The 15,177-nt window shown below is 73.9% G+C and carries 10 protein-coding genes and 1 pseudogene; 5 read left to right on the top strand and 6 right to left on the bottom strand.

What is annotated here, in order from left to right; genetic code table 11:
- The 3 genes and pseudogenes from VR45_RS29645 to VR45_RS29635 form a co-directional block, all read right to left on the bottom strand.
- Nucleotides 1-1,602 (bottom strand): annotated as a pseudogene (locus tag VR45_RS29645) (hypothetical protein); the annotation flags it as partial.
- 145 nt (nucleotides 1,603-1,747) lie between these two features.
- On the bottom strand, nucleotides 1,748-2,485 hold the full coding sequence (locus VR45_RS29640) for a TetR/AcrR family transcriptional regulator (RefSeq protein ID WP_078896942.1): 738 nt from the start codon (nucleotides 2,483-2,485) through the stop codon (nucleotides 1,748-1,750).
- A gap of 237 nt (nucleotides 2,486-2,722) precedes the next feature.
- Nucleotides 2,723-3,232, bottom strand: a complete 510-nt coding sequence (locus VR45_RS29635; RefSeq protein WP_045942942.1) for an NUDIX domain-containing protein — start codon at nucleotides 3,230-3,232, stop codon at nucleotides 2,723-2,725.
- A gap of 86 nt (nucleotides 3,233-3,318) precedes the next feature.
- On the opposite strand from VR45_RS29635, the gene VR45_RS29630 reads away from it, so the two are divergent.
- On the top strand, nucleotides 3,319-4,539 hold the full coding sequence (locus VR45_RS29630) for a serine hydrolase domain-containing protein (RefSeq protein ID WP_045942941.1): 1,221 nt from the start codon (nucleotides 3,319-3,321) through the stop codon (nucleotides 4,537-4,539).
- 54 nt (nucleotides 4,540-4,593) lie between these two features.
- Here the strand turns inward: VR45_RS29630 and VR45_RS29625 are convergent, their stop codons facing one another.
- The 3 genes from VR45_RS29625 to VR45_RS29615 all read right to left on the bottom strand — a co-directional run bounded on the left by VR45_RS29625 (nucleotide 4,594) and on the right by VR45_RS29615 (nucleotide 7,906).
- Complete coding sequence (locus tag VR45_RS29625) at nucleotides 4,594-4,917, bottom strand: hypothetical protein (protein ID WP_045942940.1); 324 nt, start codon at nucleotides 4,915-4,917, stop codon at nucleotides 4,594-4,596.
- Between the two features lie 243 nt (nucleotides 4,918-5,160).
- Complete coding sequence (locus VR45_RS29620; protein ID WP_045942939.1) at nucleotides 5,161-6,684, bottom strand: aldehyde dehydrogenase family protein; 1,524 nt, start codon at nucleotides 6,682-6,684, stop codon at nucleotides 5,161-5,163.
- Nucleotides 6,685-6,958: 274 nt separating this feature from the next.
- A complete protein-coding gene (locus VR45_RS29615) occupies nucleotides 6,959-7,906 on the bottom strand; it encodes a hypothetical protein (RefSeq protein ID WP_052709474.1) in 948 nt (315 codons plus the stop codon).
- Between the two features lie 384 nt (nucleotides 7,907-8,290).
- On the opposite strand from VR45_RS29615, the gene VR45_RS29610 reads away from it, so the two are divergent.
- The 4 genes from VR45_RS29610 to VR45_RS29595 all read left to right on the top strand — a co-directional run.
- Nucleotides 8,291-11,344, top strand: coding sequence for an AAA family ATPase (locus tag VR45_RS29610; RefSeq protein ID WP_234326298.1), 3,054 nt, complete (start codon nucleotides 8,291-8,293; stop codon nucleotides 11,342-11,344).
- A 120-nt stretch (nucleotides 11,345-11,464) separates the two neighbouring features.
- A complete protein-coding gene (locus VR45_RS29605; RefSeq protein ID WP_045942938.1) occupies nucleotides 11,465-12,550 on the top strand; it encodes an aldose epimerase family protein in 1,086 nt (361 codons plus the stop codon).
- 309 nt (nucleotides 12,551-12,859) lie between these two features.
- Nucleotides 12,860-14,137, top strand: a complete 1,278-nt coding sequence (locus VR45_RS29600) for an extracellular solute-binding protein (protein WP_045942937.1) — start codon at nucleotides 12,860-12,862, stop codon at nucleotides 14,135-14,137.
- 110 nt (nucleotides 14,138-14,247) lie between these two features.
- A partial coding sequence (locus tag VR45_RS29595; protein ID WP_045942936.1) for a sugar ABC transporter permease occupies nucleotides 14,248-15,177 on the top strand: 930 nt, incomplete at its 3' end.

Here is a 15,177-nt window from a genome sequence, read left to right as displayed (position 1 = left end):
CGGGTCGAAGTCCGGGGGCGGCACCGTCACGGGCGTGCCCTTGGGCGTGGCGGGCGTGGCGGGCGCGTCCTCGGGGATCAGGATCGGCTGCGCCGGGGTCGGGTCGGCGACCGGGGCGAAGGGGTTGAAGTCGGCCGGAGGGACGCGGACCGGGGTGCCGCGCAGGTGCACCGGGAGTTCGGCGGCCTCGTCCTCGGCGGCGGAGCCGGGCCCGGCGGCGGCGACCCGGGGCAGGTCGGTGACGGGCGGCAGGTCGGTGACGGGAGGCGTCGGAGGCGCCGCCGGGGCCGCGGCGGGCATCGGCGGAGCCGGGACGGGGGCCTGGTGCGCCGCCGGGTGCGCGACCGGCGCCGGTTCGGCGGCCGGGACGAGGAGCACGGTGGCGGCGGGCAGCTGGGCTGAGGGGAGCGGCGCGGTCGGAGCGGCGGGGACGCCGTCCCAGCCGAACTGCACGGACTTCAAGAGCTCGGCGAAGACGTCCGTGTACAGCTCCCAGTCCTGCGGCTGGGCGGTGGTCAGCTGGACGCAGAGCACCGAGGCGCCGTCCGGCAGCGGGACGAACGCCTCGACCACCGAGGTGACCGCCCAGCGGCGCACCCCGTCGGCGGCCAGCGGGCCCGGGACGGGCACACTGCGGCCCTCGACCAGGACGGCCGCCGGGCCGGCGGGCAGCAGCACCGTCCACACCTCGGCGTGCCGCCGCACGGTGGCGAGCTCGGTGGCCAGGCCGGTGATCGGCAGCGGGTGGCGGGCCAGCGAGACGACCAGTGTCGCGTCGGCCGCCCTGCCGTCCACCTGGACCGCCGCGACGCCCGCGTAGACGGCACCGGAGGCGGTGACGACATCGGCCAGGGCGGCGGCGATCAGCGCGAACTCGCGGCGGTCGGCCGGGGCGGTGCCGCTGAACAGCTCCTCGGCGGTCTCGGCCAGGTGGGCCGTCAGCTCGGCGGCGGCCGCGCCGGTGGCCGGGGCGATCCCGAGGCCGGCCGGGATGCCGTCCACGGGGCCGGTGGACACCGTGCGGGCGGAGACCCCGGGCGGGCCGCCGGGCGCGGTGAGGGCGTGGAAGCCGGGCGGGACCACCAGTCGGACCTCGGCTCCCGCGCCGGTCGGCAGCTCGACCGGCTGCCGGGTCTGCTGCCCGGCCGCGAGGGCGGCCAGCGGCGCGGCGAACGCGGGGCGGAGCTTGGGATCGGCGGGCTCGCCGGTCACCGGGAGGTCGAAGTGCCCGGCGGTGAGGGCCTCCGGGGAGCCGCCCGCCGCGCCCCGGACCGGGCCGGTGGCGCCGTAGCGGGCCAGCAGCCCGCCGATCGCCAGCGGGGCGAGCGCGGCACCGCTGCCGGGGCGGGCGGTGCCGGCGGTGACCACGGTGCCGAGCCGGCCGACGGCGGTGTGCACCGGGCCGTTGGGCGCCAGCGGCAGCTGGAACAGGGCCTCGGTGGCCGGGTGCGCGGTGGACCGCAGCTCCGTCAGCACGGCTGCGGGGTGGCGCGAGGCGCGGGCGTCGAAGAGCGCGTCGGTGAGGCTGCCGAGCGTCGCGGAGACCCGCTCCGCCGCCGCGAAGGGAGTCGCCTCCGCGCTGAACTGGCCGTCCTGGGTCAACTGTTGAGCCCCCCGCTCTGCTCGCTGTGCGTTCGCTGGTCCGGATCCCGGCCCGAGGGGTGCCCGGCGGGCCGTCGGATCCGTGCACATTCCTATCAGAGGCCGCCGACGCGGCAGAACCGGCCGCCCGCGGTGCGGCCCGCGTTCAGACCTGCTCCCGGGGCTCCTCCGGCGCGGGCGGGACGGCCAGGACGGCCAGGGTGTCGGCCAGGCCGGGGACGGCGAGCAGGCCCGCGAGGTCGCGGACCAGCTTCCCGGTCGGGCCGTCCGGCCGCTCCCCGGCGAAGAAGCCGGCCAGCTCGGCGGCGAGCGCGGGCTCCCGGGCGGCGGTCAGGGTGAGCGAGGCGACGAACTCCTGCACCAGGTGCAGCTGCAGCTCCTCCAGCGGCACCGAGCGGTCGGCCAGCCACTCCAGCGAGGTGATCTCGGCGTTGGCGATCCAGGCCCGGACGGTCAGCCGCAGTCCCGGGCTGGGCGAGGGGAGCGCCAGGTGGCCGAGGATCTGCTCGTGCGCGGCCTTGCGGACCTCGTCGATCACCGCCGAGGTGTTGGTGCTGGCGGTCACCGAGCCGCCGCGCAGCAGTGCGGCGAAGCCGGGGCCGTGGCTCTGCACGAAGTCCAGGTAGCGGCCCATCACCCGGTACAGCCGCTCGGACAGCGGGCCGTCGGCCGGCTCCTCGAACCGGGCGGACAGCTCCTGGCCGGCCCGCCGCAGCGACTCCTCGTAGATCGCCTGCTTGCCCGGGAAGTAGTGGTAGACCAGCGGCCGGGAGGCGCCCGCGGCGGCGGCGATGTCGTCGATCGACACCTCCTCCGGCGGGCGGTGGCTGAACAGCTCCAGCGCGACGGCGATCAGCTGCTCACGCCGCTCGTCGACGCTCAGCCGCCGGCGCGGCCGCCCGGCCTTGCCCGCCCCGGTCTTTCCCGCCCCGGCCTTATCCGCTCCGACCGCCCCGACCGCTCTGCCCACCTCGACCACCTCGCCCGCCGGTTCCGGTGTGCCGGTCCGCGCGGACCGCCCGGCGCGCTCCGGACGGTCGCCGCGCGCGGGCGCGGAGGAGGGGGCCGACGGCGTGCGGGATGCCATGCGCGCCACCCTATCGGCCCGGGTCAGGCGCGGTCAGGGCCGGTGGTGCTCCAGGTAGCGGCGGTACGCCTCGAGGCCGTCCGGGACGAACTCGTCCCGGGCCAGGCGTTCGGCCAGCTCGTCCGGGGTCAGCCAGGCGTGCCAGGCCACCTCGGACTCCTGCGGGTCCACCGGGCCGTCCCACTCGGCCTCGTGCACATCGGACCACCAGGAGAGGCCGTCGCCCCGGAAGACGAAGCGGAACAGCGGGCGCGGGACGATCCCGGTCACGCCCAGCTCCTCCTCGGCCTCCCGGACGGCGGCTTCCTCGTACGTCTCGCCGGCGCCCACCACGCCGCCGACGAACATGTCGTGGGCGCCCGGGGCGAACAGCTTGGTGTCGGTGCGCCGGTGCACGAAGATCCGCCCGGCCGGGTCGCGGACCAGGACGAAGACGCACCGGTGCAGCAGCCCCCGCCGGTACACCTCCCCGCGTGTCTCGGTCCCGATCACCCGGTCGTGCTCGTCGACGACGTCCAGCAGCTCTTCGGAAGGTGAGGTCATGACCGACAGGTTAGGGTTTCCGGGCGATTCACGGACACACGAACGATGGACGTACGAACGACCGACGAGGACGGGGACGGCGCGCGGTGGTGGAGATCTGGGGCGAGACGGCCGGGGGCTTCGAGCCGGTTCGGGAGGCATTCGCCCGCAACTTCCGGGACCACGGCGAGCTCGGCGCGGCGTTCGCGCTGTACGTACGGGGCCGGAAGGTGGTCGACCTGTGGGGCGGCGACGCCCGGCCGGAGGTCGGCGGCCGGCCGGCGCCGGCGGTGCCGTGGACGGCCGACACCGCGCAGGTGCTGCGCTCGGTCACCAAGGGCCTGACGGCGACCACCGCGCTGCTGCTCGCCGAGCGCGGACAGCTCGACCTGGACGCCCCGGTCGCCTCCTACTGGCCGGAGTTCGCGGCGGCCGGCAAGGGCGGGGTGCCGGTGCGCTGGCTGCTGTCGCACCAGGCGGGCGTGCCCGCGCTGGACGTGCCGCTGCGGCTGGAGGACGTGCTCACCTGGGAGCGGGCGGCGGCCGCGGTGGCCGCCCAGCGGCCCGCCTGGGAGCCGGGGACCGCGCACGGCTACCACCCGTACACCTTCGGCTGGCTGGTCGGCGAGGTGGTGCGCCGGGTCGCCGGACGGACCGTCGGCCAGTACTTCGCCGAGGAGATCGCCCGGCCGCTCGGCCTCGACCTGTGGATCGGGCTGCCGTCCGGCGCCGCGCCCCGGGTCGGCCGGCTGGTCGACCTGCCCGCGCCGGCCTCGGCCAGGACCGGGCCGAGCGGCCTGCGGCTGCGGCCCAAGCAGTCGGTCCGGGACGCCTACCAGGACCCGGCCTCGCTGACCGCGCGGGCCTTCGCCTCGGTGCGCCCGGGGGTGGACCTCAACGACCCGGCGGTGCAGGCCGCCGAGATCCCCGGCGCGGGCGGGATCGGCACCGCGCGCTCGGTGGCGCGGTTCTACGCGGCGCTGGTCGGCGCGGCGGACCGGTACGGCAGCGGCGGCGGGACGCTGCCGCCGCTGCTCGGCCCGGAGGTGCTGGCCCGCGCGGTCGGGCCGGTGGTGAGCGGCCCGGACCGGGTGCTGATCGTCAACTCGACCTTCGGGCTGGGCTTCTTCCGGCACAGCCCGACCGCGCTGATGGCCTCGCCGGCCAGCTTCGGGCACCCCGGCCGGGGCGGTTCGCTGGGCTTCGCCGATCCCGGACTCGGGATCGGCTTCGGCTACGTCACCAACGGCATGCAGCCCGGGGTCACCGGGGACGTCCGCTCCCGCGCGCTGATCCGGGCGGTGCGGGAGTCGCTCGGGGTGTCCTGACGCTCGGGGTGTCCTGACCCGCCCCGGCCGTCCCCGGTGACCTGGCGCCGGGGGTCAGGCCTGGCCGGTCTCGAAGCGGCCGATCCGGCCGTGCTCGACGGTGAAGCGCCAGGCGGTGCGCATCTCGCCCCAGGTCTCGTTGCGGAAGTCGGCGACCAGTGCCCGGCCGCCGTCGGACTCGGAGCGGACCTCCATATGGCCGCGCACGGTGAAGATCTCCCGGTCGATCCAGTCCTGGAGGTCGCGGTCGGAGCCGTCGTCGGACATCGTGGCGTCGGGGGTCAGCAGGTCGACGAAGGCCTGCCGGTCGCCCGCGTTGATCGCGGTGACGGCGGCGCGCACGGTCGGGTCGGTCAGTTTGGCGGTGGCGATGGCCATCCGGTCTCCCAGGAGTCGAAGCGATGGGGACTCCTGTTTAGGGCGTCGGACGGGACTCGCCGCGCATGTCGGCGGCGCGTCGGAGATTTCCGGTGATTCATGTGCTTACATCCCGATACGGGTGATTTGCCCTCAGGGGTCCCCGAGACCGGGCCACGGGGAGTGGCGTACGGAGTGGGAAGTCGGCCGGACCGACTTCCCACTCCGCGTTCCGGCCCCGTCGGCAGTGCGGGGGCCGGTCGGTCAGAACAGGCCCAGGGCCTGCGGGGAGTAGCTGACCAGGAGGTTCTTGGTCTGCTGGTAGTGCTCCAGGAGGGCCTTGTGGTTCTCCCGGCCGATGCCCGAGTTCTTGTAGCCGCCGAAGGCGGCGTGGGCCGGATAGGCGTGGAAGCAGTTGGTCCACACCCGGCCCGCCTGGATGGCGCGGCCCGCCCGGTGGGCGGTGGTGCCGTTGCGGGTCCAGACGCCGGCGCCGAGGCCGTACTGGGTGTCGTTGGCGAGCGCTATCGCGTCGTCGAAGTCCTCGAAGCGGGTGACCGCGACGACCGGGCCGAAGATCTCCTCTTGGAAGATCCGCATCCCGTTGACGCCCTCGAAGACGGTCGGCGTCACGTAGTAGCCGCCGGCCAGCGCGCCCCCGAGGTCGGCCCGCTCGCCGCCGGCCAGCACCTTGGCGCCCTCGGCCTGGCCGATCTCGATGTAGGAGAGGACCTTGCGCAGCTGCTCGTCACTGGCCTGCGCGCCGACCTGGGTCTCGGTGTCGAGCGGGTTGCCCTGGCGCATCGAACGGACCCGCTCCAGGCCGTCCGCGAGCAGCCGGTCGTAGATCGAGGACTCGATCAGCGCCCGGCTCGGACAGGTGCAGACCTCGCCCTGGTTGAGGGCGAACATCGCGAAGCCCTCGACCGTCTTGTCGTAGAAGGCGTCCCGCTCGGCGGCGACGTCGGCGAAGAACAGGTTGGGGCTCTTGCCGCCCAGCTCCAGCGAGACCGGAATGAGGTTGCCGCTGGCGTACTGCGCGATCAGTCGGCCGGTGGTGGTCTCGCCGGTGAAGGCGATCTTCCGGATCCGGTCGCTGGAGGCCAGCGGGCGGCCGGCCTCCAGGCCGTAGCCGTTGACCACGTTGAGCACGCCCGGCGGCAGCAGGTCGGCGGTCAGTTCGACCAGCAGCAGGACGGAGGCCGGGGTCTGCTCGGCGGGCTTCAGTACGACCGCGTTGCCCGCCGCGAGGGCCGGGGCGAGCTTCCAGACCGCCATCAGGATCGGGAAGTTCCACGGGATGATCTGGCCGACCACGCCCAGCGGCTCGTGGAAGTGGTACGCCACCGTGTCCTCGTCCAGTTGGGAGAGGCCGCCCTCCTGGGCGCGCAGCGCGCCGGCGAAGTAGCGCAGGTGGTCGACCGCGAGCGGCAGGTCGGCGCCCAGGGTCTCGCGGACCGGCTTGCCGTTCTCCCAGCTCTCCGCGACGGCGAGCCGTTCGAGGTTCTGCTCGATCCGGTCGGCGATCCGCAGCAGGACCTGGGCGCGTTCGGCGGGCGCGGTGCGGCCCCAGGCCGGGGCGGCGGCGTGGGCGGCGTCGAGGGCGGCCTCGATGTCCTCGGCGGTGCCGCGGGCGACCTCCGTGAAGACCTCGCCGGTGACCGGGCTGGGGTTCTCGAAGTACTGGCCGAGGACCGGTGGGGTCCATCGGCCGCCGATCCAGTGCTCGTAGCGGGGGCGGTACTCGACGATGGATCCGGGCTGTCCGGGGGGCTGGTAGACCGGCATGCTCTGGTGCCTCCTCGCGCTGTCGGGGCGCCGCACCGGCGCGTGGGCCGGGCGGCGCGCCGGGCCGTGCAGGGCGGCCCGGCGGAGGGTACGGACACACACGCGGGTCGGGCGTGCCCCGCTCCGGGGGGCGCCCGCCGAGCAGCACCCTAACCGGCGGGCGGCCGGTTCGGCTACGGTCCGTACGGCGCCCGTCCACGGAGGGTGGCGCATTCCGGCCGCCGAGCTTCGGCGCCGGACGAGAGCGCCCCGGAGGCGAGCGAGCGACTTGCAGTCAGGCCTCCTGGTAGCGGCCCGTGCGGCGCTCCCAGCTCAGGTAGCCGGCCAGCCAGGTGACCAGGCCGTCGGCGTAGCGCTGGGCGACGATCCGCTCGACCCGGGCCAGCCCCAGCTCCCGGTACACGTCGGGGAGCCGCTCGTACAGCTCGCGGCAGCGCTCGGCCATCAGCTGGGCCTCGGCCATCACCACCGCGCAGGCCGACTCGGCCGAGCAGTCCCGCTCCCGCTGGACGATCATCACCAGGTTGTTGACGTCGCCGCGCGGAGCCTCCAGCGGGAACGACCGGACGTCGTTGGTGAGCGAGGGGATGTCGGCGGCGAGCTGGCGGATCTGACGCAGCACCGGGTGGTGCAGGACGGCCGGCGGGACCTCGAAGTGGCCGAGTCGCTCGACCATGTCGAAGATGGTCTCCATCGCGGCGGTGCCGCGCCGCAGTACCTGATAGCCGGCCCGGTCGGGTGGGCGCGGACTTATCCGGCCGGCCGCCTCCGCGGGGTGGCTGGCCAGGTAGTACTCCCAGTTGTACGCGGCGCGCGCCTGCCAGCGGGCCGGCATGCCCTGGACGCTGCGCTCCCAGAGGTCGGCGAACGCGGTCTCCACGGGGGAGTTCCGGTCGGGCCGGGCGCCGTGCAGGACGGCCACCAGCCGGTCGCAGATGGGGGCGACCTCGGCGGGGCGGCGGCCGAGCGGGCCGTCGAACTGGTCGTCGAAGAGGAAGTAGAAGCCCATGAGGTCGGCGGCCAGGGCCAGTTCGTCCGGCCCGGCGTCGGGGTAGCCGAGCGCGGCGAGGTCGACGACCTCCCAGTGCGCGTAGGACGGGTGGGTCGGGTCGGCCAGCAGCGGGTGGCGGGTGAGCCAGGCGCGGTGCAGTTCGGTGGCGTACGGCCCGTGGGCACTGCGGCGGTACGGGAACGGAATCTGAAGTGAGGTGTCGTCAGACATCGGACTCCCGGAGCTGCGGAGGGTGGGGGCGCTTAAGGTATTGCTGCTGTCAGTGGGGGAGTTGGGGTTGCGCGGCCGGTTGGTGACGGATTGGCACGACATGATCAACTTGGCCTGCGGGCCGTAGAGTATCCGATGCAATGATCCGACGTTAGGGATATAGGGCAATTGCCCTCGGCAAGCTCGCCGAACCCTCGATCTCGGCCCCCGCCTGCGTGAATGCGCTCCACCACGCCCCCGGCGGCGCTACCCTCGGCTCCACGGGCAGGGAACAGCGAGGCGGAGGCGCGACGGTGACCGAGCGGGACAGCGAATTCCGGGCGGAGGCGACGACCGGCGCGCGGGAGGCGGAAGGCGCCCCCAACCGGGTCAGGTTGCGTGACCGTGACGCCGAACTCCGTTCCGCCGAGGCGGCGGTGGACAAACTCTGCCGCGGCGGCCGGCGGCACCGAGATCGGCGAACTCCTCACCTTCTCCGGCCGCCCCGGCATCGGCAAGACCAGCCTGCTGCACGAGGTCCGCCGGATCGCCAAGCTTCGCCCCAATGCCACCGTGCTGTTCGCCCGCGGCGGCGAGCGCCAGTTCAACGAGCCGTACCACGTGCTGCGCCAGCTCCTCCAGCCGGTGCTCGGCGGCCTCGGCGCCGGCGAGTTCCGCCAGGTGATGGGCACTTGGGAGGAGGTCGTCGGGCCGGCCATGGGCCTCAAGCAGCCCAAGAAGGGCGCCCGCCGGCTCGACCCGCAGGGTGTCCGGGACGGCCTGGACTTCGTCCTCACCCAGCTCGCCCCGCGCCGCGCCCCGCTGGTGATGCTCGTCGACGACCTGCACTGGGCCGACCTCGAATCCCTCAGCTGGCTGGCGCAGTTCGCCGTCCGGGCGCGCGAACTGCCGGTGCTGCTGGTGTTCGCCTACCGCGACGACACCGCCGACTGGCAGCAGGAGTCCCAGGACCACCACCGCGCCGTCGCCTCGCTGGCCACCCGCCGGCACGAGCTGAGCCGGCTCTCGCTGGTCGCCGTCACCGACATCATCCGCGCCGAGCTGGGCGACCGGGCCGAGGACGCCTTCTGCTACGAGTTCTGGAACGTCGTCAACGGCAATCCGTTCGAGGCCGTCGCCCTGCTCGACCAGGTCCGCGACCAGGAACTGGACCCGGTCGAGGAGAACTCGCTCCAGCTCCGCGAACTCGCCGTCGACGCCACCGGGATGACCCTCAAGTCCTGGCTGGACCGGCTCGGCGCGGCCACCCTGCGGTTCGCCTGGGCCGCCGCGATGCTCGGCACCGACATCCGGCCCGACCTCGCCACCCGGATCTCCGCCCAGTCCACCGAGGGCGCCCGCGAGTCCGTCAAGGAACTGCGCAAGCAGCGGGTCCTGACCGTCACGCCGAACGGCAACCTCGAATTCGTCCACCCGCTGATCGCCAGCTCGATCTACAACACCATGCCCGAGGCCACCCGGACCGGGATGCACGGCGTGGCCGCCGCCGAGATCGAGAACGCCGGGCTCGGCCTGCTCGCCGCCTCCCGCCACCTGGTGGAGACCTTCGCGGGCGAGGGCGACGACCGCACCGTGCGCAAACTCCGCCGGGCCGCCTCCGAACACCTGCTGATCGGCGCGCCCGAGGCCGCCCAGCGCTGTCTGCACCGCGCGCTCGCCGAACCGCCGGACGACCAGGACCGCGCCGAGGTGCTCTACGAGCTGGGCTGCTCGGCGCTGCTGACCGACCCGGTCGCCACCGTCAACCAGCTGAAGCTCGCGCTCGACCCCGAGGAGGGACCGCTGCGCCCCTCGCTCCGGGTGGACGCCACCTTCCGGCTCTCCGAGGTGCTGGCGCACAGCGGCGAGCTGCGCCAGGCCGCCCTGGTCTGCCAGCAGGAGGCCGAGCACACCTTCGGGGACCCGGCGGGCCGGCTGCGGCTGGAGGCCGCGTCGTTCATGTGGCACGCCTTCCGCAAGTCCGAGGAGGACGGGCCGGCCCGCTCCGCCCGGCTGGGAGCCCTGTGCGACAGCCTCACCGGGCGCGAGGCCGCCGACCGGGCGGTGCTGGCGCTGCGGGCCTGGGACCTCACCCTGCGCGGCGCGCCCTCGACCGAGGTGCTGCGGCACGCGGACGACGTGCTGGACAACGGGCGGCTGCCGAAGGGTCTCGGCTGGACCGACAACATCTGGGGCTTCGAGCTGCCCGCCACGCTCGGCCTCTCCTACACCTACAACGACCGGATCGCCCAGGCCGAGCGGCTGTTCTCGGACGCCATCGTCCAGTTCGAGGTGGCGGGCTGGTCCGGCGCCCACCGGGGCTTCGCCTACTTCCTGATGGGCCTCGCCCGGTTCCGGCGCGGTCTGCTCGCCGAGGCCGAGGACTTCCTGCGCCGCGCGCTGCGGCTCTCCGAGCGGATCGGCTCCAAGCTGCCGCTGGCCTGGGACGCGGTCGGCGTACTGATCGACACCCTGATCGCCCGCGGCCGCAGCCAGGAGGCCTGGGAACTCGCGCTCGGCTTCGGCTTCCACCCGCCGTACCACGCCACCGCGATGGTGCTGCCGGACGCCGCCTCGCTGTACGGCAAGCTGCTGCTCGCCGTCGGCCGGCCCGCCGGTGCGGCCGCCGCGCTCACCGAGGCCGGAGCGCAGCTGGACATCCGGGGCTGGCACAACACCGTCTGGGCGCCCTGGGCCGCGCACCTGGCCATCGCGCTCGCCGAGGACGAGCCGGAGCGGGCCCGCGAATACGCCCGCCGCTCGGTCGCCGACGCGGAGCGGTTCGGCACCGCCTCGGCGATCGGGACGGCGCTGCGGCTGCACGCCCAGATCGAGGACGGCCAGCAGGCGGTCGAGCTGCTGGAGCGGGCGGTGGCCCACCTCGGCCAGTCGCCGGCCGGCTACGAGCACGCCGTGGCGCTGGTCGACCTCGGGGCCGCGCTGCGCCGGGTCGGCCGGCTGGAGGACGCCCAGGAGTACCTGTACCAGGGCATCGAGCTGGCCCAGCACTGCGCCGCGGACGGACTGGTCGACCGGGCCCGGCGCGAGCTGGCCAACTACGGCCTGCGGCCGAACCGGCTGGGCGACGTGCGGGAGACGCTCAGCCAGCCCGAGTGGGACGTCGCCGAGCTGGCCGTCCGGGGTGTGCCGCCGCAGCGGATCGCCGACCGGCTGGCGCTGCCGCTCAGCCTGGTCAACCGGCGGCTGGCCGCGGTCTACCGCAAGGCGGGCAGCGGGCCCGACGGTCTGGCCGCCGCCCTCGGGCTGGCGCCGGAGCAGCGGGCGGTGGAGCCGTGGGCGCCGGAGCCGCGTGACGGTTCGGACCCGGCGGAGCCCCTGGCGCTTCCGGAGCTCCGGGCGCGTCCGGAGCTTCCCGAGTGTTCCCGGCCGGGGCGGACCGGACCCCCGGCGCCGCCGGCGCACAGGCCGCCGCGCGGGCGGCGCGCGCGGACCCGATGAGCGCCCGGCCACCCCCGCAGCTGACTAGGCTTGACGCCGACCCGGGCCCGTACGGGGGCCGGGCGGTACCCCGGTCAAGGGTGGGCACGCACCCCGTGGCCCGCCAGTGAGGAGCAGGTCATGGCGACGCCCCCGGCGAACGGGTCGCGGACCACCAGCGTGCGGCGCGAGCCCCTGGACCCCTCGGGCGCGGGCTCCGCGATCGAGCGGTGGACGCTGCGGGCCGGCCCGTACGAGGCGAGTGTGCTCACCCTCGGCGCCACCCTGCACACCCTGGTCGGCCCCGACCGGGACGGCCGCCCCGGCCAGGTGCTGCTCTCCAGCGACCGGATCGCCGACATCCTCGGCCCGGCCCGGCACTACGGCACCGTGGTCGGCCGGTACGCCAACCGGATCGCCGACAGCCGGGTCGCCCTCGACGGCGAGGAGCACCCCCTCGCCCCGACCGGCGGCGGGGTCACCCTGCACGGCGGCCCGGACGGCTTCGCCAACCGGATGTGGGCGGCCGAGGAGCTGCCCGACGGCGTCCGGCTGCGGCTGCACAGCCCGGACGGCGACCAGGGCTTCCCGGGCGCGCTGGACGTCACCGTCGACTACACCCTCGACGCCTCCGGCGAGCTGGCGATCCGCTACCACGCGGTGACCGCCGCGCCGACCGTGGTCAACCTCACCAACCACGCCTACTTCAACCTGGGCGGCGAGGGCTCCGGGGACGTCCTAGGCCATCTGCTCACCCTGGACGCCGACGGGTACACCCCCGCCGACGGGCGGCAGATCCCGTTCGGGCGGATCGAGCCGGTGGCCGGCACGCCGTTCGACTTCACCTCCGCCCGGCCGATCGGCAAGTCGGTGCACGACGAGCACCCGCAGCTGACCGGCCCCGGCGGCTACGACCACAACTGGGTGCTGCGCCCCCGCCCGGCGGACGGTGCCCCGGCCCGGGCCGCGCGGCTGGAGGACCCGGTCAGCGGGCGGACCCTGGAGGTGCTGACCACCGAGCCGGGGATCCAGGTCTACACGGCCAACGGCTTCCGGGGCGCGGTCAGCGGCGCGAGCGGGGTGCCGTACGGGCCGTTCTCCGGGGTCGCGCTGGAGACCCAGCACTTCCCGGACTCCCCGCACCACCCGGACTTCCCGAGCACCGTGCTGCGGCCGGGGGAGGAGTTCCGTTCGACCACGGTGTTCCGGCTCGGCACCACCGGCTGACGGGGGCGCTGCAAGAGCCTTTCAGCACGGAGGGTGGCCCCGGCGGCAGCTGCCGACCGGGGCGAACCGGACAAAGCGCCACAACTCCCTTGCCTGTCAACTACCGTGCGGCAACGTGAAGGACACGTGGGTGTAACGATCGCTTTTTCTTGCAGAAACTTGCTGCAAGGGCTTTCCGCGACTGTTGCCCCGCTGTTAACTTCCTTCCCGAGCCCGGCGGCAGCAACGGTGCGGTCGGCGCGAGGCAAGGCAGCCATTATGCGCCTGTCTCCCACTATTTCGGGCACCCCCACCCTCCAAGGAGTTCTCATGCGGCGTGGCATCGCGGCCTCTGCCCTCGTTGTGGCCCTCGCGGTCTCGATGGCTGCCTGTGGCAGCAGCGGCTCCAGCTCGGACGGCAAGGCCGACGGGCCGGTCACCCTCACCTACTGGGACACTTCGAACGCCACCAACGAGGCGCCGAACTACCAGGAGCTCGTCAAGAAGTTCGAGGCGGCCAACCCGAACGTCAAGGTCGACTTCGTCAACGTGCCGTTCGACCAGGCGCAGAACAAGCTCCAGACCGCCATGGGGGCCAAGGGCGCGCCGGACGTGTTCCGTTCCGAGGTCGGCTGGACCGCCGCCTTCGCCAAGGCCGGCTACCTGGAGCCGCTGGACGGCACCCCGGCCGCCGCCGACTCCGCCAAGTTCCAGCCCAGCCTGATCCAGCAGGCGAGCTACCAGGGCAAGCTCTACGGCGTGCCGCTGGTCACCGACACCCTCGGCCTGCTGTACAACAAGGAGATCTTCGCCAAGGCCGGCATCACCGCCGCCCCCACCACCTGGGACGAGCTGAAGACCGTCGCCGCCACCGTCAAGGACAAGGCCGGCGTGGACGGCTTCTGGCTGAAGGCCGCCGACGGCTACTACGCGATGCCGTTCCTGTTCGGCGAGGGCACCGACACCGTCGACGCCAAGGGCAAGAAGATCACCGTCGCCGGCCCCGAGGCCGTCAAGGGGATCGAGACCTACAAGTCGCTGTTCACCGCGCCCGGCACCGCCAAGGCCGACGTCACCACCGACGCCTACGCGCACATGATGGACGCCTTCAACAGCGGCAAGGTCGCGGCGATCGTCCAGGGCCCCTGGGAGATCACCAACATCTACAAGGGCTCGGCCTTCGCCGACAAGACCAACCTCGGCATCGCCCCCGTCCCGGGCGGCTCGGCCGGCAAGGGCGGCGCCCCGACCGGCGGCCACAACATCTCCGTCTACGCCGGTGCCGACCAGGCCCACAAGGCCGCCGCCGAGAAGTTCGCCGCCTTCATGACCTCGGCCGAGAGCCAGGCGTTCATCGCGCAGAAGAACTCCACCCTGCCGACCCGCGACGACGCCTTCACCCCCGAGGTCAAGGCCGACCCCGGTATCGCCGGCTTCCAGTCCGTGCTGTCGAGCGCCAAGCCGCGCCCCGAACTGCCCGAGTACAGCTCGCTGTTCGCCTCGCTGGGCACCAACCTCGGCAAGGTCGTCCAGGGCACCTCGACCCAGGACGGTCTGAACACCGTCGCCACCGACTACGCCAAGCTCCTCCCGGGCTTCACCAAGTAGTCCATCTCCCGCAGCCGTCCGGCCCGCCGACCCCCGGCGGGCCGGGCGGCCGGACCCGTAGCAGCAGTCGCCGAAGCGAGGCGGCGGACCTCCCCGAGAAGGTGTCGAAAATGTCAGTCGCCGTGCAGGGCGCCACCGGCCAGGGCAGCCGGCAGCGCGATCCGGGTCCGGGCCTGATGGAGCGCCTCAAGCGCTCGTACGCCAAGCACTGGTACGCCTACGCGATGATCGCGCCGGTCGTGCTCGTCCTCGGCGTCCTGGTGCTCTACCCGCTCGCCGAGGGACTCTGGCTCACCCTCACCGACGCCAACAGCCTCAACTCGGCCAGGAAGATCGGCGTCAACGAGATCCCGGCGAGTTATCACTTCGTCGGCCTCGACAACTACGCCGACATCCTCTGGGGCCCCGGCTCCTACGACCGCTTCTGGTCGCACTTCGTCTGGACCATCGCCTGGACCGCCCTCTGCGTCGGCCTGCACTACACCATCGGCCTCGGCCTCGCCCTGCTGCTCAACCAGAAGCTCCGCGGCCGCGCCGTCTACCGGATGCTGCTGATCCTGCCCTGGGCCGTGCCGACCTTCGTCACCGTCTTCTCCTGGCGGCTGATGCTCGCCGACGGCGGCGCCGTCAACGGCCTGCTCTCCGCGCTGCACCTGCCCGAGCCCGGCTGGCTGGACGACCCGCTCGCCCAGAAGGCCGCCGCCGTCCTGGTCAACACCTGGGTCGGCGTGCCGTTCATGATGATCTCGCTGCTCGGCGGCCTCCAGTCGATCCCGGCCGAGCTGTACGAGGCCGCCGAGATGGACGGCGCCACCGCCTGGCAGCGGTTCCGCCACGTCACCCTGCCCGGGCTGCGCACCGTCTCCTCGACCGTCGTGCTGCTCGGCGTGATCTGGACGTTCAACCAGTTCGCCGTCATCTTCCTGCTGTTCGGCGCCAACGGCGCTCCGGACGCCCAGCTGCTGGTCACCTGGGCCTACCGGCTCGGCTTCGGCCAGCAGCCCCGGGACTACGCGCAGTCCGCCGCCTACGGCGTGATC

Origin of the sequence: Streptomyces sp. NRRL S-495, from assembly GCF_000966955.1 — a bacterium.
Taxonomy (GTDB): domain Bacteria; phylum Actinomycetota; class Actinomycetes; order Streptomycetales; family Streptomycetaceae; genus Kitasatospora; species Kitasatospora purpeofusca.
The sequence above is the reverse complement of the archived record's forward strand: the minus strand, read 5'-3'. Positions and strand labels throughout refer to the sequence as shown.

Coding starts and splice junctions, on each gene's coding strand:
- VR45_RS29615 (WP_052709474.1), bottom strand. CDS start 7,906: ATGTCTGACGACACCTCACTTCAGATTCCGTTCCCGTACCGCCGCAGT.
- VR45_RS29635 (WP_045942942.1), bottom strand. CDS start 3,232: ATGACCTCACCTTCCGAAGAGCTGCTGGACGTCGTCGACGAGCACGAC.
- VR45_RS29625 (WP_045942940.1), bottom strand. CDS start 4,917: ATGGCCATCGCCACCGCCAAACTGACCGACCCGACCGTGCGCGCCGCC.
- VR45_RS29605 (WP_045942938.1), top strand. CDS start 11,465: ATGGCGACGCCCCCGGCGAACGGGTCGCGGACCACCAGCGTGCGGCGC.
- VR45_RS29620 (WP_045942939.1), bottom strand. CDS start 6,684: ATGCCGGTCTACCAGCCCCCCGGACAGCCCGGATCCATCGTCGAGTAC.
- VR45_RS29600 (WP_045942937.1), top strand. CDS start 12,860: ATGCGGCGTGGCATCGCGGCCTCTGCCCTCGTTGTGGCCCTCGCGGTC.